The 18,088-nt window shown below is 72.0% G+C and carries 17 protein-coding genes; 3 read left to right on the top strand and 14 right to left on the bottom strand.

Features of this window, described 5'->3' with window-relative positions:
• Positions 1-444: 444 nt before the first annotated feature.
• Together ABD355_RS38320 and ABD355_RS38315 are read right to left on the bottom strand one after the other, a co-directional pair.
• Positions 445-639, bottom strand: a complete 195-nt coding sequence (locus ABD355_RS38320; RefSeq protein WP_344405712.1) for a hypothetical protein — start codon at positions 637-639, stop codon at positions 445-447.
• A gap of 198 nt (positions 640-837) precedes the next feature.
• On the bottom strand, positions 838-1,113 hold the full coding sequence (locus ABD355_RS38315) for a hypothetical protein (protein WP_344405710.1): 276 nt from the start codon (positions 1,111-1,113) through the stop codon (positions 838-840).
• A 196-nt stretch (positions 1,114-1,309) separates the two neighbouring features.
• Between ABD355_RS38315 and ABD355_RS38310 the strand changes: the two genes are divergently transcribed.
• Positions 1,310-2,680: a serine/threonine-protein kinase gene (locus ABD355_RS38310; protein ID WP_344405901.1), complete on the top strand. Its 1,371-nt coding sequence runs from the start codon at positions 1,310-1,312 to the stop codon at positions 2,678-2,680.
• 4 nt (positions 2,681-2,684) lie between these two features.
• On the opposite strand, the gene ABD355_RS38305 is transcribed toward ABD355_RS38310, so the two are convergent.
• From ABD355_RS38305 to ABD355_RS38265, 9 genes are all read right to left on the bottom strand, one after another.
• Positions 2,685-3,077, bottom strand: a complete 393-nt coding sequence (locus tag ABD355_RS38305; RefSeq protein ID WP_344405708.1) for an NUDIX domain-containing protein — start codon at positions 3,075-3,077, stop codon at positions 2,685-2,687.
• A 4-nt stretch (positions 3,078-3,081) separates the two neighbouring features.
• The gene (locus ABD355_RS38300; protein WP_344405706.1) at positions 3,082-3,900 is read right to left on the bottom strand and encodes a TrmH family RNA methyltransferase; all 819 of its coding nucleotides are present in this window, start codon (positions 3,898-3,900) and stop codon (positions 3,082-3,084) included.
• 64 nt (positions 3,901-3,964) lie between these two features.
• Positions 3,965-5,197: a uroporphyrinogen-III C-methyltransferase gene (cobA, locus tag ABD355_RS38295; RefSeq protein WP_344405704.1), complete on the bottom strand. Its 1,233-nt coding sequence runs from the start codon at positions 5,195-5,197 to the stop codon at positions 3,965-3,967.
• Positions 5,198-5,409: 212 nt separating this feature from the next.
• On the bottom strand, positions 5,410-9,444 hold the full coding sequence (cobT, locus tag ABD355_RS38290) for a nicotinate-nucleotide--dimethylbenzimidazole phosphoribosyltransferase (protein ID WP_344405703.1): 4,035 nt from the start codon (positions 9,442-9,444) through the stop codon (positions 5,410-5,412).
• A gap of 391 nt (positions 9,445-9,835) precedes the next feature.
• Positions 9,836-11,056 carry a precorrin-6y C5,15-methyltransferase (decarboxylating) subunit CbiE gene (gene cbiE, locus ABD355_RS38285; protein ID WP_344405702.1) on the bottom strand — a complete coding sequence of 407 codons (1,221 nt, stop codon included), beginning with the start codon at positions 11,054-11,056 and terminating at the stop codon, positions 9,836-9,838.
• Between the two features lie 82 nt (positions 11,057-11,138).
• Positions 11,139-11,777, bottom strand: a complete 639-nt coding sequence (locus ABD355_RS38280; protein ID WP_344405700.1) for a GNAT family N-acetyltransferase — start codon at positions 11,775-11,777, stop codon at positions 11,139-11,141.
• A gap of 154 nt (positions 11,778-11,931) precedes the next feature.
• Positions 11,932-12,768, bottom strand: coding sequence for a MetQ/NlpA family ABC transporter substrate-binding protein (locus ABD355_RS38275; protein WP_344405698.1), 837 nt, complete (start codon positions 12,766-12,768; stop codon positions 11,932-11,934).
• Positions 12,769-12,834: 66 nt separating this feature from the next.
• Positions 12,835-13,572, bottom strand: coding sequence for a methionine ABC transporter permease (locus ABD355_RS38270; RefSeq protein WP_344405696.1), 738 nt, complete (start codon positions 13,570-13,572; stop codon positions 12,835-12,837).
• On the bottom strand, positions 13,569-14,606 hold the full coding sequence (locus ABD355_RS38265) for a methionine ABC transporter ATP-binding protein (RefSeq protein ID WP_344405694.1): 1,038 nt from the start codon (positions 14,604-14,606) through the stop codon (positions 13,569-13,571). Before ABD355_RS38265 ends, ABD355_RS38270 begins: the two co-directional genes overlap by 4 nt.
• A gap of 382 nt (positions 14,607-14,988) precedes the next feature.
• Between ABD355_RS38265 and ABD355_RS38260 the strand changes: the two genes are divergently transcribed.
• Entirely contained in the window at positions 14,989-15,348 is a 360-nt protein-coding gene (locus ABD355_RS38260) for a hypothetical protein (RefSeq protein WP_344405693.1), read from the top strand.
• A 1-nt stretch (position 15,349) separates the two neighbouring features.
• Positions 15,350-15,772 (top strand): hypothetical protein, encoded by a 423-nt coding sequence (locus tag ABD355_RS38255; protein WP_344405692.1) that lies wholly within the window; start codon positions 15,350-15,352, stop codon positions 15,770-15,772.
• Here ABD355_RS38255 and ABD355_RS38250 read toward each other — a convergent pair.
• The 3 genes from ABD355_RS38250 to ABD355_RS38240 form a co-directional block, all read right to left on the bottom strand.
• Positions 15,762-16,259 (bottom strand): GNAT family N-acetyltransferase, encoded by a 498-nt coding sequence (locus ABD355_RS38250; protein ID WP_344405690.1) that lies wholly within the window; start codon positions 16,257-16,259, stop codon positions 15,762-15,764. The two genes, ABD355_RS38255 and ABD355_RS38250, sit on opposite strands and share 11 nt — an antisense overlap.
• A 46-nt stretch (positions 16,260-16,305) precedes the next feature.
• Positions 16,306-16,812 (bottom strand): sigma-70 family RNA polymerase sigma factor, encoded by a 507-nt coding sequence (locus ABD355_RS38245; RefSeq protein ID WP_344405689.1) that lies wholly within the window; start codon positions 16,810-16,812, stop codon positions 16,306-16,308.
• Positions 16,813-16,886: 74 nt separating this feature from the next.
• Positions 16,887-18,050 (bottom strand): glycerophosphodiester phosphodiesterase, encoded by a 1,164-nt coding sequence (locus ABD355_RS38240; protein ID WP_344405688.1) that lies wholly within the window; start codon positions 18,048-18,050, stop codon positions 16,887-16,889.
• Between the last annotated feature and the right edge of the window lie 38 nt (positions 18,051-18,088).

Below are 18,088 nucleotides of genomic sequence, written 5' to 3'. Positions count from 1 at the left end.
GCCCCAGCACCCCCGAGCGGCGGACCGCATCCCCTGCACCCCGCAGGGCTCCGCCCATGACCCCCGAGCGGCGGACCGCATCCCCTGAACCCCGCGGGGCTCCGCCCATGCACCCGTTTCGGGGCTCCGCCCCGGACCCCGATCGGCCTGAAGGGCCTCGTCCTCAAATGCCGGACGGGCTGGAAGATGCGGGCCCCGCCTTGCCCTCAAACGTTCAAACGCCGGACGGCTGAGAGTGCCCGACCGGCGGCTGGAGTGCCCCCTGGGTGGGTGGAGGGGGAGAGATGGCCGATACGTCGTCGGTCCCCGGCCCGGGGAAAAGCAATGCCGGCGCAGCTCCCCAGCTGCGCCGGCATTTTTGCCGTCCGCCGCACCCCCGTCCCCACGGGGTTTCATGGGTGGATGTCCCCGCCCGGACCGCTCTTCCGGGCCTGGGGTCGCCGCTCAGCGCCCCAGCATCACGCCCACGGACGACGCCTGTGTGGCCACTGTCTCCCAGCCGTCGAAGACGAAGAAGAGCAGGGCCGCCAGGGGGAGGACCATGAGCGTCGCCACCAGGGGGTGGCGGCGGCCGGTACGGCGGCGGAGTGCGGTGCGCTCCTGGGTGCGGATCAGTGTCCGCGGTGCCGTCATGGCCATGGTCCCTCTCCTGACCGTTCTCAGTTGTCGTTGGCAGCGGCGGGTGTCTGACCTCGGGGGACGAGTGCTGCACCCGCCGCTTGACCTCAAATCTAGGCGTCCGGCGCTCGCCGCACGTCATGCCCTCGTACCGATTGCCGGGCCTCCCGGAGGATGAGCCGTGAGCTGGGGCGTACTCCCCTGGGTGGAGACGAGGTCCTAGGTCTCAGGGTCTTCCCGGAGGGGACGCCCGGTGTGCCCGGCCTTCTCCGAGCCGTCCTCCCGGGGGATCGGCTGCTCGACCAGCGCCAGCACCCGGTTCGCCATGAAGCGGGCCGTGCGGACCACGGACCCGTTGCGGGTGACTTCGCTCACTTCCACGACACCTCGGCGCACCGCAGTCTCCACCCGACGGCCCGCCCTGCTCGCCACCACCTCGTAGGTGCGGGTTGTGTCCCCCGCATCCACGACTATTTCCACGCGATCACCCTTCACGTGTTCAATCCCCCTTCTTCCATGGGTGGTTGAGGTGGCGGGACCGCTGAAGTCCGCCTGCTCGACAGGCCCCTGACCACCCTTCAAGTCTCGCATCCGGCACTGACAATCGATCTGGGCGAGAGGGCGCGGCCTCTGCGCGCGGGCGGCCATGGAAACGTAAGCTGTGCCACGTCACACGGACCGGGCAGCGGGGATGAACATGGCGATGATGCGCCTGAGGCGCGAGGACCCGCGCGTCGTCGGCTCGTTCAGGCTTCACAGACGGCTCGGTGCAGGTGGGATGGGCGTCGTGTACCTGGGCTCCGACAAGAAGGGGCAGCGGGTCGCACTGAAGGTCATCCGGCCGGATCTGGCGGAGGACCAGGAGTTCCGGTCCCGGTTCGCGCGGGAGGTCTCCGCCGCGCGGCGGATCCGGGGCGGATGCACGGCTCGGCTCGTCGCCGCCGACCTCGACGCCGAACGGCCCTGGTTCGCCACTCAGTACGTGCCCGGCCCCTCGCTGCACGACAAGGTCGCCGACGGGGGGCCGCTGGGTGCCGCCGACGTCGCGGCGGTGGGAGCCGCCCTGTCCGAGGGGCTCGTCGCGGTGCACGAGGCCGGCGTCGTGCACCGGGATCTCAAGCCGTCGAACATCCTGCTGTCCCCGAAGGGCCCGCGGATCATCGACTTCGGTATCGCCTGGGCGACCGGGGCATCCACGCTGACGCATGTCGGTACGGCCGTCGGCTCCCCCGGTTTCCTCGCGCCGGAGCAGGTGCGCGGTGCCGCCGTCACCCCGGCCACGGACGTGTTCTCGCTGGGGGCGACCCTGGCGTATGCGTCAATGGGTGACTCGCCGTTCGGGCACGGCAGTTCCGAGGTCATGCTGTACCGGGTCGTCCACGAAGAGGCGCAGCTGCACGGCGTTCCGGACGCGCTGGCTCCGCTCGTACGGGCCTGTCTGGCGAAGGATCCCGAGGAGCGGCCCAGCACGCTTCAGCTGTCGCTGCGGCTCAAGGAGATCGCCGCTCGTGAGGCGCAGGGGCTTGCCGACCCGCGCCCGCCCGCCCCGCGTTCCGGAGAGGCGGACCGGCCCACCGGGCGGCTCGTGGAGACCTATCCGGAGCAGCAGCGCGAGCACCGTCGGCCCCCGGGCCCCCAGGGGGGTCCCCCGTCGCGGGGCGCTTCCGCCGGGTCGCGTGGGGTCCCTCCGGTGCGGGGCGGGGCCGCTCCTGCGCGGGGCGGCAACGTCTCCCGCGGCGGCCCCCCGCCGCCCCAGCGTTCCGGGTCCCGGCCCGCCCCGGGGGCGCGGAACACCACCCGGCAGGGCACGGGGGCCCGGCCCGCACCGCGCAGCGGTACCGGTCGTGCGGCGCCCAGGCCCACGGGGACGGGACGGCGGCCGGCCAATCCGCGGTTGCTGCGGCAGCGGCTGTTCGTGTTCGTCGTCGTGACGCTGCTGGTGGCGCTCGGCATCGCCGCGGCACAGGGGTGCCAGGGGCCGCCACGTGGACTGGGCGGTGGCGACGGCGTCGTACCGCAGCAGCAACAGCATGTGGAGCCGGGGCGCGCCCACGTGGACTGAGGGGTCACAGCCCCGGCAGGATCCGTTCGAAGAACTCGCGGTCGCCCTCGAAGACGGGGGTCAGCGTCAGGAACTCCTCGGGGGTGACCCAGCGGGTCTCGGCGACCTCGACGGGGTCGGGGACGATCTCGCCGGTGGTCGCGTCCGCCGTCCACCAGTGGAGGCGGAAGAGACCGTCGTCGGTCTCCGACTCCCAGACCTTGGCGAGGGGCGAGACGGTGAGGCCGACCTCCTCCCGGACCTCGCGGACCACGGCCTGCTCCTGGGTCTCCCCCGGTTCGACCTTGCCGCTGAGGGGCTGCCAGTAGCCGGGGCGGTGGACGCCGGGGCCGCGGCGGATCGCCAGTACTCGGCCGCCCCGGCGCAGAACCGCGACGATCGCCTCCCGCTTCGGCACCGGACTACCCCGTCGGGCGGCCCGTGGCCACCGCGTAGAAGGCGACCGCGGCCGCCGCGCCCACGTTGAGGGAGTCGACGCCGTGGGCCATGGGGATGCGGACCCATTCGTCGGCGGCGACCAGGGCCTGGGTGGACAGGCCGTCACCCTCGGCGCCGAGCATCAGGGCCACGCGGTCCATCTTGTGCGGGGCGGCCTCGTCGAGGGACCTGGCCTTCTCGTCGGGGGTGAGCGCGAGGAGCGTGAAGCCCGCCTCGCGGACCGACTCCAGGCCCTTGGGCCAGGTGTCGAGGCGGGCGTAGGGGACGGAGAAGACCGCGCCCATCGAGACCTTGACGCTGCGGCGGTACAGCGGGTCCGCGCAGTCCGGGGAGAGCAGGACGGCGTCCATGCCGAGGGCGGCCGCCGAGCGGAAGATCGCGCCGATGTTGGTGTGGTCGTTGACCGACTCCATGACGACGACCCGGCGGGTGGTCTGGAGCAGGTCGGCGGCGGTCGGCAGCGGTTTGCGCTGCATGGAGGCGAGCGCGCCGCGGTGCACGTGGTAGCCGGTGACCTGTTCGGCCAGGTCCGGGCTGACCGCGTACACCGGGGCCGGGAGCTCGTCGATGACGTCGCGCATGACGTCGACCCACTTCGCGGACAGCAGCATCGAGCGCATCTCGTACCCGGCGTCCTTCGCCCGGCGGATGACCTTCTCGCCCTCGGCGATGAACAGGCCCTCGGCCGGTTCACGCTTGCGGCGCAGCTCCACGTCGGTCAGGCCTGTGTAGTCGCGCAGGCGCGGGTCGTCGGGATCCTCAACAGTGATGAGATCGGCCACAGGGTGATACTGCCTTGTCCTGGGTGTGGTGCCAACGGCTGGGTACGAGTTGGGTTACCCGCGGTTACGCGGATGTCCGCGGGCCTACGCCGACGACCTCGCCGATGACGATGACGGCCGGCGGCTTGACCTCCTGCGTACGCACCGTCTCGCCGACTGTCGCCAGGGTCGCGTCGACGCGGCGCTGGGCGGCCGTGGTGCCCTCCTGGACCAGGGCGACGGGGGTGTCGGCCGGCTTGCCGTGCGCGACGAGCGTCTCGGCGATCTTCCCGATCTTGTCGACGCCCATGAGGATCACGAGCGTGCCGGTGAGCTTCGCCAGGGACGCCCAGTCGACCAGGGAGCGCTCGTCGTCGGGGGCGACGTGGCCGCTGACCACCGTGAACTCGTGCGCGACGCCCCGATGGGTGACCGGGATGCCGGCCGCGCCCGGGACCGAGATCGAGCTGGAGATGCCGGGCACGACGGTGCAGGGGATGCCGGCCTCGGCGAGGGCGTTCAGCTCCTCCATGCCCCGGCCGAAGACGTAGGGGTCGCCGCCCTTCAGCCGTACGACCGACTTGCCCTGCTTGGCGTGCTCGATCAGGGCGTTGTTGATGGCCTCCTGGGCCATGAAGCGGCCGTACGGGATCTTCGCCGCGTCGATCACCTCGACGTGCGGCGGGAGTTCGGCGAGGAGGTCGCGGGGGCCGAGGCGGTCGGCGATGACGACGTCGGCCTCGGCGAGCAGGCGGCGGCCGCGGACCGTGATGAGGTCCGGGTCGCCGGGGCCGCCGCCGACGAGGGCGACACCGGGGGTGCGGGTGCGGTGGTGGGGGGCGACGAGGGTGCCGTCGCGCAGGCCTTCGACGACCGCGTCTCGGATGGCAGCGGTGTGGCGGGGGTCGCGGCCGCGGGCCTCGGTGGTGAGGACGGCGACCGTGACGCCCTCGCTGTGGCCGGTCGCCGGGGTCCAGGCCGTGGCGGCGTCTGCGTCGTCGGAGCGGACGCACCAGACGCGGTGGCGTTCCGCCTCGGCGGAGGCCCGGGTGTTCGCCTCCGTGTCGCCGGTGGCGATCAGGGCGTACCAGGCGTCCGCGAGGTCGCCTTCGGCGTACGGGCGCCTGTGCCAGGTGATCTCGCCCGCGTCGGCCATGGCCTCGACGGAGGGGGTCGCCTCGGGGGACACGAGGAGGATGTCCGCGCCTGCTGCGATCAGGGCCGGGAGCCGGCGCTGGGCGACCTGGCCGCCGCCGAGGACGACCACTTTGCGGCCGGTGAGGCGGAGGCCTACGGGGTAGGCGGGGTTTTCGGCCATGAGGGTGCGGCTCCTCTTTACGGCGGTGCGGTGGCCCTGACGTGCGGATTTTACGGCGCGGGCGGGTAGGGCGGCTGAGGTGTCCGGTGGCTGGGCGTCGTTGCCGGATGCGGGTGCGTGGGTACGTGCCCACCCGTTCCGCCCTGCGGAACGACTGCCCACGGACCCACGGGGAGAAGGCTCGGGGGGCCCCCGAGCCTCTCGATCCCGTCCTACTTCTCGGTTACCCCCGCCGAGTCGAACGTCGCCACTTCGTGCATCGCCCGTGCCGTGCTCTGGACCAGCGGGAGGGCCAGGAGGGCGCCGGTGCCTTCGCCGAGGCGGAGGTCGAGGTCGACGAGGGGGCGCAGGCCGAGCTTGTTCAGGGCGGCCACGTGGCCGGGCTCGGCGCTGCGGTGGCCCGCGATGCAGGCCGCGAGGACCTCGGGGGCGATGGCGCGTGCGACCAGGGCCGCGGCGCCGGCGCTGACGCCGTCCAGGATCACCGGGGTGCGCAGGGATGCGCCGCCCAGCAGGAGGCCCACCATCGCCGCGTGCTCGAAGCCGCCGATCGCGGCCAGGACGCCGATGGGGTCGGCCGGGTCCGGCTGGTGGACCTCGATGGCACGGCGGACGACCTCGGTCTTGCGGGCCAGGGTCTCGTCGTTGATGCCGGTGCCACGACCGGTCACCTCGGCCGGGTCGGTGTCGGTGAAGACCGAGATCAGGGCGGCGGACGCCGTCGTGTTGGCGATGCCCATCTCGCCCGTCAGCAGCGCCTTGTTGCCGGCCGCCACCAGGTCGCGGGCCGTCTCGATGCCGACCTCGATGGCCTGCTTGGCCTCCTCGCGGGTCATCGCGGGGCCGGTCGTCATGTCGGAGGTGCCCGCGCGGACCTTGCGGGGCAGCAGGCCGGGAGTGGCGGGCAGGTCGGCCGCGACGCCGACGTCCACCACGCACACCTCGGCGCCGACCTGACCGGCGAAGGCGTTGCAGACCGCTCCCCCGCCGAGGAAGTTGGCCACCATCTGGGCGGTGACCTCCTGAGGCCAGGGGGTGACTCCCTGGGCGTGCACGCCGTGGTCGCCCGCGAAGATCGCGACGGCCGCGGGCTCCGGGATCGGTGGCGGGCACTGGCGCGAGAGCCCGGACAGCTGCGCGGAGATGATCTCCAGCATGCCGAGCGCGCCGGCCGGCTTGGTCATGCGCTTCTGCCGCTCCCAGGCCTCGCCGAGCGCCTTGGCGTCCAGCGGGCGGATCTGGGCGACGGTCTCGGCGAGCAGGTCGTGCGGCTCCTCGCCGGGCAGCGCGCGACGGCCGTACGTCTCCTCGTGCACGACCCAGGACAGCGGGCGGCGCTTGGACCAGCCGGCCTGCATCAGCTCGGGCTCGTCCGGGAACTCGTCGACGTACCCGACGCACAGGTAGGCGATGACCTCCAGATGCTCGGGCAGGCCGAGCGCACGGACCATCTCGCGCTCGTCGAAGAAGCTGACCCAGCCGACCCCCAGGCCTTCGGCGCGGGCGGCGAGCCAGAGGTTCTCCACGGCGAGCGCGGCGGAGTACGGCGCCATCTGCGGCTGGGTGTGGCGGCCCAGGGTGTGGCGGCCGCCGCGGGTCGGGTCGGCGGTGACGACGATGTTCACCGGGGTGTCGAGGATGGCCTCGATCTTCAGTTCCTTGAACTGCTTCGCCCGGCCCTTGGGCAGCGACTTCGCGTACGCGTCGCGCTGGCGCATCGCCAGTTCGTGCATGGTGCGGCGGGTGTCGGCGGAGCGGATGACGACGAAGTCCCACGGCTGGGAGTGGCCGACGGACGGGGCCGTGTGCGCGGCCTCCAGGACGCGGAGCAGCACCTCGTGCGGGATGGGGTCGCTGCGGAAGCCGTTGCGGATGTCACGGCGCTCGCGCATGACCTTCATGACGGCCTCGCGCTCCGCGTCGTCGTAGGCGGGCGCGGCCGGGCCGGTGGACTGTCGTACTTCTTCCACTGCGGCCGTGCTCTCTTCTTCCTGGTCGGCGGCCCTGGTGTCCAGGTCCTCCGCGTGTTGTACGAGGTCGGGGTCGGCCTCCCGCGGAGCGGGGACCTTGACGATCGGCTCCGGCGCCTGCGCTTCCTCCGGCGGGAGGGTGAGTGCGTGCGGCGGGGTCGGGGCGAGGTGCGGGGTGGTCGGCACGGAGCCGTCCACGAGGACGAACTGGCCGAGGGACGCGTCCGGTTGCGGGTCCGCGGACTCGGCGGCGGGCGGCTGGGGGGTGTCCGTGCCGGCGACGGGACGGGCCGGATCTGCAGCCTCGTCGGCCTCGGCGGAGACTACGGCCGGCTCGGGTGCCGGGGGCTCTGCCGGGTGCGCCTGGTCCGTCGGAGAAACCGCGTCGGCCTCTTCGGCGGCCGGGACGGAGGGCGCCGGAGACGCGGCGGCGGGGGCCGGTTCGGCGATGGCAGCGGCCTCGGGCTGCGCTTCGGCGTCCGGCGCGGGCGGGGCGGTTCGGACCGGACTGCTCTGGTGCTCTGCTGCCACGAGGTGGGGTGAGGGCTCGGGGGCGGTGCTTGCCTCTCCCGCCGGCGCCACGGGCTGCTGCGGTTGCGCCGCTTCCGGGAAGGGGGTGGCTCCGGCGGCCTCCGCGGTCCCGGACATGTGCGCGGGCACCTCGGCGGTTTGGGCGGGCTCTACGGCGACCGGCTGGGCGGGTTCGGCGCTGACAGCCGGGGCGGGTTCCGGAACGATGGGCTGGGCCGCCGGCAAGTCGGCGGCGTGGGCAGCTTGGCCGGCGTCCGGCGCCACGGTCTCGGGTGCCTGTGCGGCCTCGGGGGCGATCGCCTCAGGCGCCTGTTCGGTGTGCAGTACGGCCGTCTCGGGGAGCTGTGCAGCTTCCGGGACGACGACCTCGGGAAGCTCACCGGCCTCGGCGGCCACTGCCTCGGGGAACGGCGCGGCCTCGGGGGCGACCGCCTCGGGGAGCTGCTCGGCTCCTGCCGGGGCGGCCTCCGGCGACTGCTCGCTCACGGGCGCCACGGCCTCGGCGACCTGCGGCGCTTCGGGCGCCACGGCGGCGGGCTGCTCGCTGCCGGGCGCAGCGGCCTGGGTGAGCGGTGCGCCCTCCGGCGCAACGGGCTCGGTGATCGGCGCGGCCTCTGGCGCAAGCCCCTCAGCAGCCGGGGCAGCCGCAGGGGTAAGGCCCTCGGGTGCGCCCTCAACCGTCGGCGCTCCTTCCGGGGCGTGGGTCGCGTCCGCGACCTGGCCGGCCTGAGGGGCAGGTGCCACCCCGGGAACCGGCACGGCCTCGTGCGCAGGTTCAGCACCGGGTACGGCCTCCGCACCGGGCACAGCTGCATCGGGCTGCCCGCCTTCGGGGGCGACCGCGGCTACGGGCGTCTGCGTGGCCTCAGGCGAAGGACCGGCCAGTTCCGCCTGCCCGGTGTGCGAAGCCGCCTGCACGCCGTCCGGGGCGAACTCGCCCGGAACCCCGTGCCCGCTCTCCGGGACGGGGAACCCGCCGGGAACGGCATGCCCGTCCCCGGCAACCGGCCCACCGGCAGCAACCGGCCCACCCGCCGCGCTCCCGGCAGCCTGCCCGCCCTCCGGGCCGTGGGCCACGCCGGCGTCACCGCTGTGCGCCGCCGGAGCGGTCTCCGTGGCGATGTGGGCCATGACGGGCTGCGCGGCGGCCACCGGCTCCGCGCTCGGTTCGGCCGCCGGAACAACCGTTTCCGCAGCCGGTGCCTGGGCGTTCACCGGTGCCCCTGTCTGCACCGCGGCCTGCGCCTGGGCGCCCCATGGCGCCGCGCCCTGCGGGGACATCTCGTGCAGCTGGGGGGCCTCGAAGTACTCGAGGCCGGTGGCCGGCGTGGCGGGCTGGCGTACCGGTGCGCCCGCGGGGCCGCGGTCGGCGAGCGAGCGGACCGGGCTTGCCGACGTGTCGGGGATCGGCGGGCCGAGGTGCAGCGGGCGACGCGGCGTCACCGGCGCGGGGGCGGGCGTCGGGTTGGGGAGGCGGACCCCGCCGAGGTCGACCGAGCCGCTGTCACGGCCCGCCGTCTCGTGCGGGCCCGGCTCGTGGACGGCCTCGACGACCGGCTCGGGCGCGGGCGGGGCGACCTCGTTGCCCCACGGGCTCTGGGCCCCCGGCAGCAGCAACAGGTCTTCGTCCTCGGCGGTGGTCTCGGAGAGGTAGGTGTACGCACCGTGCGCGTGGACGCCCGGCTGTTCCACCATGCCTGCGCTCTCCGGCAGCCCCTCGCCCGGGACCTGGCCGGTGTCGGTCATGCGTACCCCTCGCCCATCGGTTAGTGCTTCCACGTCCAGCCCACCGGGAGCGGCGCACCGACCGCCCCCGCAGTGAAGAACGAGCGTGCCTGCCCAGCGGCACGAACGACCCGCCCGCAAAAGGCGACAAAGCCATTCAGTGGCATTGTCCCGGCCGTTCCGCCGTCACGACAGGTTGATCCGTGACGACCCGCTGTGGACTGCGCCACGTTGCGCGTCCTCCGGTTCTGCCGTACCGCACCCACCCCAAAAGGGGTGCGTTTTCCGGACATTGACGAACGAAGTGCCGGGCCACCTGGTGCGGTACAACGGTCGGCCAGCCTACCGCGAGCGGTACGACTACCGGATCACCGGGACGGCAGAAACCAGGATCACTGGGACGGCGCCAGGGTCACGACGTGCGCCCCGGGAGCACTCCGCTGAGCAGGAACGCAACGCTCCGCTCCGTCTCCGTCCAGGCCCTGGTGTCGAGTTCGACGGACTGGATCAGGGCGCACTCGACCTGGTAGCCGTGCTCGGTGAGGTCCCGGCCGATCAGTTCGGCCGCGTCGCGCGTGGCCGCATGGGTGACGATGCGCTGCGGGCGGCGGTCGGCGACCGCGGAGACCACGGCCGCTCCCCCGCCGCCGACCCGGACGACGTCCGGCTCGGGGAGGTTCTCCAGGACATGCGGGGCCGTGCCCTGGACGATCTGCAGCTGGACGCCGAAGTGCCGGGCGGCGGCGTCCGTGCGGGCACAGGCCTCCAGCGCACGGTCGACGGCGATGACGGCGGCTCCGGCGCGAGCGGCCTCGGTGGCGAAGGCGCCGCTGCCGCAGCCGATGTCCCAGACGAGGTCCCCCACGCGCGGGCCGAGCCGGGCGAGTTGGGCGGCGCGCAGCAGATCCGTCTCGCCCTCACCGAGCGGGCCTTCGTAGGCCTCGGCGGGCTGGGTCCAGCCGCGCGGCCCGGCTCCCGGGTCGCGTCCGGCGAGCCAGCCGCCGCCCTCGCCGGGGACGCCGGGTCCGGCGGGTCCGCCGATGACGATGACGACGTTCGGGTCGCGCCAGGTGTGGTCGGGGGCCTTGTCGGAGGTGACGACGGTGACCTGTTCGCGTTCGGTGCCGAGCTCCTCGCAGATGACGAAGGTGCGGTGGACGCCTTCGAGAAGGAGGCCGAGTTCGGCGGGGCCCGCACCGGGTGAGGTGAGGACGGCGACTTTGGTGTGGGCGCGGCACACATTCACTGCGCGTCGCAGGGTGCGGCGGTGTGCGACGACCACTTGGGCGTCGTCCCAGGGCATACCGGCGCGGGCGAAGGCCGCGGCCACCGAGGAGACGGCGGGGACGACCTCGACCTCGAGGCCGAACTCGGGTGCGCGCAGGGTTCGTACGACCCCGAAGAACCCGGGGTCGCCGTCGGCCAGTACGACCGCGGTGCCGCGGTGGCCGGCGATGCGGCGGGCGGCGAGTGCGACGCTGCCGAGGCGGATGCGCTCGGCGCGGGGCGGCACTTCGGGCAGCGCCAGATGGTGTGCGGCACCGGCCACCAGAGTGGCGGCGCCCAGGGCGGAGCGGGCCGCGGCGGTCAGGGGCGAGCCGTCCCAGCCGATCACCGTGACACGGTCGGCCATCGTCGTCGGTCTCCAGGGGTTTTGCGCAGGTCGGGCTGTGAGGGTACCTGGTGTCAGGTGTGGGCCCTCGAGCCCCCAAGGTTCAGTTCCAGTCGGTGAAGGTCGTGAAACCGCCGCTGTCGGCCAGTTCCTCGCCCGCGCCGTCGAGGTCCTCCGGCAGCAGGCTCCACACGATGAAGTCGGTGCGTACGTCGCTCCAGGTGCCGTCCTCGGCGCGGACGTGGGCTATGCAGGCGTTGCGCAGGACGCCCTCGCTGATACAGCCGATCTTCTGGGCGACCTGCTGGGAGGCGGTGTTGTCGGCGGCCGTACGCAGCTCGATGCGCTCCAACTTCTGGTCGCCGAAGAGCCATTGGGCGGTGGCGAGCGCGGCCTCCGAGGCGTAGCCCTCGCCGCGCGCCCACGGGGCGATGATGTACGACAGTTCGGTGGACCGCACCTGCCAGTTGGTCCTGGCGAGCTGGACGATGCCGACCAGGCGCTGGGTGAGGAACTCGGTGACGGCGAGATCGAGTCCGCGGCCCGCCGCCCGCTCGGTCGGCGCGTACTCGGTGATCCAGTGGCGAGCCTGGTCCTCGGTGAAGGGCTGGGGGACGTCGGTCCAGGCGCCGACCTGCTCGTCGTTCATCATCTCGGCAAGCCCGTTCACGTCGTCCTCGTCGAGGGGCCGCAGCACCAACCGCTCCGTGCTGATGGAGATGTTGGGGAAGGTGCTAGTCATGCGCCACTCCGTAACCTTCGGAAAACCTTCGGGGCCTGCTGAACTGCCCAGCATGCAGCATGTCGGCACGGAACCGCACCACGGGCCCCACTCCGGGTGAGGGAGTGGACCCCGTGCGTGGCGATACGCCGTATACGTGCCGTCAGGAGAAGGCTCAGAAGGACGGGATGACCGAGCCCTGGTACTTGTCCTCGATGAACTTCTTCACCTCGGGGGAGGTGAGCAGCTTGGCGAGCTTCTTCACCCGCGGGTCCTTCTCGTTGCCCTTCTTCACCGCGAGGAAGTTTCCGTACGGGCTGTTCTTCGCGGACTCCAGGACGAGGGCCTCCTTGGCGGGCTTGATGCCCGCGGAGATGGCGTAGTTGCCGTTGACGACCGCGGCGTCCACGTCGTCCAGGGAGCGGGCGGTCTGGGCCGCCTCGACCTCCTTGAACTTGAGGTTCTTCGGGTTCTTGGAGATGTCCTGCGGGGTCGCTTCGTTGCCGACGCCGTCCTTGAGCGTGATGAGGCCGTTCGCGGCGAGCAGCTTGAGGGCGCGGGCCTCGTTCACGGCGTCGTTCGGGACGGCGACGGTGGCGCCGCTCTTCAGCGCGTCGGCCTTCTTGACCTTGTGGGAGTAGAGGCCGAGCGGCTCCAGGTGCACGGTGACGACGGGCACGATGTGGGTGCCGCGCTTCTTGTTGAAGTCGTCGAGGTACGGCTGGTTCTGGAAGTAGTTGGCGTCCACCGAGCCGTCCTCGGTCGCGGTGTTCGGGACGATGTAGTCCTGGAACTCCTTGACCCGCAGGTCGAGTCCGGCCTTCTTCGCCAGGTTCTTCTTGACGAAGTCCAGGATCTCGGCGTGCGGGGTCGGGCTCGCGGCGACGATCAGCGGTCCGCTGTAGTCGGAGGAACTCGAGGCGGAGTCGGTGCCCGAGCCGCAGGCGGTGAGCCCGAAGGTGAGGGCTCCGGCGGCGAGGACGGCGGTGCTGAGCTTTGCGGTGTTACGCACGAAAAGTGCCTTTCCTTATGGGTGGAGCGACCCCGCGGTTGGTGGTGCGGGGAGTCTGTGGGGTGCTCAGGCGGCGTGGCCGACGTCGGCCGAGTGCGGCTCCTCGGCCTTCAGCAGGCGCAGCTTCGGCGCCGGGCCGGAGCGGCCGCCCCGTCCGTGGAGTGAGCGGGCCGCGTAGTCGCCGGCGAACTGGATGACCGAGATCACGACGGCCAGGATCGCCACGGTGATCCACATGAGTTGGGTCTCGAAGCGCTGGTAGCCGTAGCGGATGGCGATGTCGCCGAGGCCGCCGGCGCCGACCGTGCCGGCCATCGCGGAGTAGCCGATGAGGGCGACGATCGTGGTGGTGGTGCTGGAGATCAGCGAGGGCAGCGACTCGGGGACGAGGACCTTGCGGACGACGGTCCAGGTGTTGCCGCCCATCGACTGCACGGCCTCGACGAGCCCGCCGTCCACTTCGCGGACAGCCGTCTCGACGAGGCGTGCGAAGAACGGGATCGCGCCGACGGCGAGCGGCACGATGGCGGCCTCGCGGCCGATGGTCGTGCCGGTGATCCAGCGGGTGAAGGTCATCAGGGCGACCATGAGGATGATGAACGGCATGGAGCGGGCGACGTTCACGATCTGCCCGATGACCTTGTTGGCGAGGACGTTCTGCAGCAGTCCGCCCCGGTCCGTGAGGACGAGCAGGATGCCGAGCGGGAGCCCGCCGACGACGGCGATCAGGGTGGACCAGCCGACCATGTAGAGGGTGTCCCAACACGCCTGGGACAGCAGCGGCGACATCTCCGACCAGGTCACAGCTCGGCACCTTCCTTGAGGAGTACGGGCTCCTGGCCCAGCACGTCGATCTGCAGGCCCTGTTCGCGCAGGAAGCCGATCGGCACGACGTTGTCCTCGTAGCGGCCGGGCAGTTCGATGCGCATCCGGCCGACCTGGAGTCCGCCGACGGTGTCGATGGCGGCGCCCAGGATCGAGATGTCGATGTTGTAGGTGCGTGAGAGCTGCGAGATGACGGGCTGGGTGGCGGCCTCGCCCTGGAAGGTGACGTCGACGACGGTGCGGTCGTCGCCGGTGGCCTCGCCGTCCACCGGGAAGAGGGCGGAGGCCAGCTCGGAGCCGGGGGTCGCGAGCAGCTCGCTCACCGTCCCGGACTCGACGACGCGGCCCTTGTCCATCAGGGCGGCCGAGTCGCAGATCGACTTCACGACGTCCATCTCGTGGGTGATGAGCAGGACGGTCAGGCCCAGCTGCCGGTTCAGGTCGCGCAGCAGCTGGAGGATGGAGCGGGTGGTCTCCGGGTCGAGGGCGCTGGTCGCCTCGTCGGAGAGCAGCACCTTGGGGTCGCCGGCCAGGGCGCGGGCGATGCCGACGCGCTGCTTCTGGCCGCCGGAGAGCTGGGCGGGGTAGGCCTTCGCCTTGTCCGCGAGGCCGACCAGGTCGAGCAGCTCGAGTGCCTTGCGGGAGCGCTCCTTGCCGGACCTGCCGAGGATCTCCAGCGGCAGCTCGACATTGTCCTGGACCGTCCGCGTGGACAGCAGGTTGAAGTGCTGGAAGACCATGCCGATACGGCTGCGCGCCCGACGGAGCTCCTTGCCGGCCCGGGGCCCGCGCCCCGCGAGGGCGGTGAGCTCCTGACCGGCGACGGTCACCGTCCCGGCGGTGGGCCGCTCCAGCAGGTTGACGCAGCGGATGAGGGAGGACTTGCCGGCGCCGGACTGGCCGATGACGCCGTACACCTCGCCTTCGCGGACGTGCAGGTCCACGCCGTCCAGGGCGGTGACCTCACGGCCGCGCGAGCGGTAGACCTTGGTAAGGCCTGAAGTCGTGATCACTGGGTTTCCGTCACTGTCGAGTACGCGGGCGTGGATGTGCCCTGGTACGGAAGGGAAAGTCATGCGCGGGCAGCTCGGTCACATACGGCGGACGGCGTACGGACATGCCACGGCGGCTCGCTTCGGGGCGCGAGCTGAGGGGTGGTGCAGGGGCCCTCTAGAAGGCGCGCATTCGACACATACAACGAGCACCGGGCGTCATGGTCGCCTCGGTCGCAAGGGTGCGGCAGCTCGTCGTGGTCATGCGATCAGTAAAGCAGACGTATCGGAGCGACCAGGAACCCGCTGTCCACATGGCGGACAGTCGTGGACAGGCGTCGGCCGCGGACGGGCCGCCCGGGCCGGGCGCGGCAGGTCTTTTGGGCCGTAATAAGGTCGCTGCATGCTTGATGCCCTGACGCTGGCGACCGGCGTTGCCGCGCTGCTGCTCGCCGCCTGGTGCGGGTGGGCCGCCTATCGAGACCAGCCGACGAAGGACTGGCACTTCATCGGCATGGCCGTGGTGTCGCTGCTGGCCCTGGTGCAGCTGGTGATCGGGATCGTGCTGCTGGCGCGGGGCGAGAAGCCGGAGCAGGGCACGGCGATCTTCGTGGCGTATCTGCTGGGCGCGTTCGCGTGTGTGCCGGCGGCGGGGTTCATGTCCTTGGCGGAGCGCACCCGTTGGGGTTCGGTGACGGTGGCCGCCGGCGGTATCGTCCTGGCCGTTCTCGAAGTGCGGCTCTACGACATCTGGGGAGGCTGAGGTGACCTCGGTGCAGGAGAAGCCCACGAGGACGCGGCTGATCGGCGGGCCGGGGATGCTGCTGGTCTGGTTCTACGGCGTGATGGTCGTCGGGGCCGTGTCGCGGTCCGTGTACCAGATCGCGACCGAGTTCGACCGGGCACCGCTCGCCTACTCGCTGTCCGCCGTCGCGGGTGTCGTCTACGGCTTCATCACGTACTCGCTGGTCCGCGGCGGCGAGACCGCCCGCAAGGCGGCGCAGATCTGCTGCGCCGCCGAACTCGCGGGTGTGCTGATCGTCGGCACGTGGACGCTGGTCGACAAGTCGGCCTTCCCGGACGCGACGGTGTGGTCGGACTACGGCATGGGGTACGTCTTCATCCCCGTACTGCTGCCGCTGTCCGCGCTGTACTGGCTGCGCAGGAACCGCGCCGTCACGCAGTAGCCACGTACGCCTCGGCCGGCTTCTCCAGCACGATCATCGGCACCCCGTCGTTGCCCTGCGAGGTGCCCACGGCCTGGTAGCCCACCCGGCGGTACAGCCGCAGGTTGCCCTCGCTGCGGTGGCCGGTGTGGAGGCGGAACACCTTGGCGCCGCGCTCCTCCGCCAGCGCCGACTCGGCCGCGCGCAGCAGCCGCGCGCCGATGCCGTGGCCCTGCAGCCGGGGGTGGACGCAGAGCTTGCCGATGGAGGCGGAGCCGTCCTCGGTGACGCGGCCGCGGACCGAGCCGACGACCTCCTCGCCGAGCCGCGCCACATAGACGCAGTCGGCGGCCACCTCCTGGCGGACCGAGTCCAGGCTCTGGACGAGCGGGTCGATGCGGTAGTTGCCGTACAGCGCCGCCTCGCTCTGGAAGCACAGGTACTGGAGCCTGAAGATCTGCTCTGCATCCTGCTCGGTCGCCACCGAGATGGTCACGCTCATGCCCATGTGCGCACGCCTCCCGCTCACCTGATCGCCACGTTGTCCCTCACTCCTATCCCCGCGGTTCGCGGGCCGCAACCTCCGGCGAGAGCAAACGACGCAGACATCCCAGGCATCTGGAACGTTCCGGGCCGAGACTGCCCTGTGAGATACCCAACTCCCCCGCGATTTCCCGGTATGTCAGGTCCTTCGGGGACAGCAGGGCCTCCATCAGCCTGGGGCAGCGGCCGGGCAGGCGGCGGACGGCCTCCCGCAGGGCCCGGCCGCGGGCCGCCGCGAGGGCCAGCTGTTCGGGGTCGCGGTCGACGTCGTCGGCCGGCTCGATGCCGTACGGCCGTTCGTGTCGGCTCGTACGGCGGGTGCGGCGCACCTCCGAGCGGACGGCGCTGCGCAGCCAGCGCTGGGGGTCGGACGGCGGGCCGTCCACCTCCAGGTGTTCCAGGAGGCGGAGCCAGACCGCCTGTTCCAGGTCGCCCGGCTCGGCCCCGGAGGCATGTGCCTCGGCCGAGGCCTCGGCGGTGAGCAGCGGGCGCAGAGCGGCAACCAGGTCGTGCGTCATATGCGGTTCGACGCGGCCGCCCGGGGCCCAGTTGCCCGGACGGCCGACTGTTCACCCCAACCGGGGTCGGTCGCTCAGCCGTTGACGAAGTCCTCGCGGGCCAGCACGCCGGTGTCGGCGTTGTCCGTGAAGACGCCGTCGATGCCGGTGGCGAAGTACGTCTTGAAGGCCCCGAAGGGGTCGCCGTACGCGTCCGCGGCCGTGCCCTTGCGGTACTCCGCCGGCAGGAACGGGTTCTCGTTGCGCATGGTGTACGGGTGCAGGATCAGGCCGACCTTGTGCGCGTCGGAGACGAGGGTGGTCGGCTTGTCGAGGCTGCCGTCCGCCTTCTTGGTGATGATCAGGTCGAGGGTCGGGCCGAGGCCCTGCGCGTAACCGGCGATCTCCCTGAGGCCCTTCGGGGTGATCAGGTCGGCGACCGTGCGCGGGTCGCCCGCCTCGACGAAGTCCCAGGGGCGGCTGTTCGCGGTGGACAGGAGCACCACCAGCGGGTTGTCGACCAGCTTGTTCAGGCGCTGGATGCTGCTCGGCTCGAAGGACTGCAGGATGACGGGCGAGTTCCGCCTGTCCTTGCCGTACTTGTGCAGCAGCTTGGCGACCCGCTCCTCCAGGCCGAGGCCCAGCTTGCGGAAGTAGGTGGGGTGCTTGGTCTCCGGGTAGATCCACACCTGCTTGCCGCGCTTGCGGGTCTGCTCGTCCTGCCACTTCAGGACGTCTTCGAAGGTGGGGATCTCCCAGCGGCCGTTGTAGAGGGTGTTGTGCGGGCGGTTGGCCGGAATCCGCTCGATCGCACGCAGCGTCTTCAGCTCCGCGAGGGTGAAGTCCTCGGTGAACCAGCCGGTGGTGGAGACGCCGTCGAGGACCTTGGTGGTCTTGCGGTCGGCGAACTCGGGGTGGTCGGCGACGTCGGTCGTCCCGCCGATCTCCGGCTCGTGGCGGCAGACGAGATGGCCGTCCTTGGTGGGGACCAGGTCGCCGGCCTCGACGATGTCGGCACCCAGGTCGAGGGCCAGGTTGTACGAGCCGAAGGTGTGCTCGGGCCGGTAGCCGCTGGCTCCGCGGTGGCCGATGATCGTCGGCTTGGGCAGGCTCTTCAGCCCGCCGTGCGTGTGGTCGGCGCCCGCGGCTCTCGCCGTGCCGGACAGTCCGAGTACGGCTCCGCCCGCGCCGAGTACCGCCGCGCCGAGGAGTGCCCGTCGTCCGGTGCCGCCTGTCTGCTCGTTCTCCTGCGTTCCCATGAGCGCCTCCCCTGACGTCGGCTCGGTCTGTTCTGTCG

This window comes from Streptomyces longisporus (assembly GCF_039532765.1).
Lineage (GTDB): Bacteria > Actinomycetota > Actinomycetes > Streptomycetales > Streptomycetaceae > Streptomyces > Streptomyces longisporus.
This window is presented reverse-complemented; position numbering and strand designations above follow the sequence as displayed.

Bases quoted from the DNA above. Each gene is read 5' to 3' on its own strand.
- ABD355_RS38320 (WP_344405712.1), bottom strand. From the start codon at position 639: ATGGCCATGACGGCACCGCGGACACTGATCCGCACCCAGGAGCGCACC.
- ABD355_RS38310 (WP_344405901.1), top strand. From the start codon at position 1,310: ATGAACATGGCGATGATGCGCCTGAGGCGCGAGGACCCGCGCGTCGTC.
- cobA (WP_344405704.1), bottom strand. From the start codon at position 5,197: ATGGCCGAAAACCCCGCCTACCCCGTAGGCCTCCGCCTCACCGGCCGC.
- cobT (WP_344405703.1), bottom strand. From the start codon at position 9,444: ATGACCGACACCGGCCAGGTCCCGGGCGAGGGGCTGCCGGAGAGCGCA.
- cbiE (WP_344405702.1), bottom strand. From the start codon at position 11,056: ATGGCCGACCGTGTCACGGTGATCGGCTGGGACGGCTCGCCCCTGACC.
- ABD355_RS38280 (WP_344405700.1), bottom strand. From the start codon at position 11,777: ATGACTAGCACCTTCCCCAACATCTCCATCAGCACGGAGCGGTTGGTG.
- ABD355_RS38260 (WP_344405693.1), top strand. From the start codon at position 14,989: ATGCTTGATGCCCTGACGCTGGCGACCGGCGTTGCCGCGCTGCTGCTC.
- ABD355_RS38250 (WP_344405690.1), bottom strand. From the start codon at position 16,259: ATGGGCATGAGCGTGACCATCTCGGTGGCGACCGAGCAGGATGCAGAG.
- ABD355_RS38245 (WP_344405689.1), bottom strand. From the start codon at position 16,812: ATGACGCACGACCTGGTTGCCGCTCTGCGCCCGCTGCTCACCGCCGAG.
- ABD355_RS38240 (WP_344405688.1), bottom strand. From the start codon at position 18,050: ATGGGAACGCAGGAGAACGAGCAGACAGGCGGCACCGGACGACGGGCA.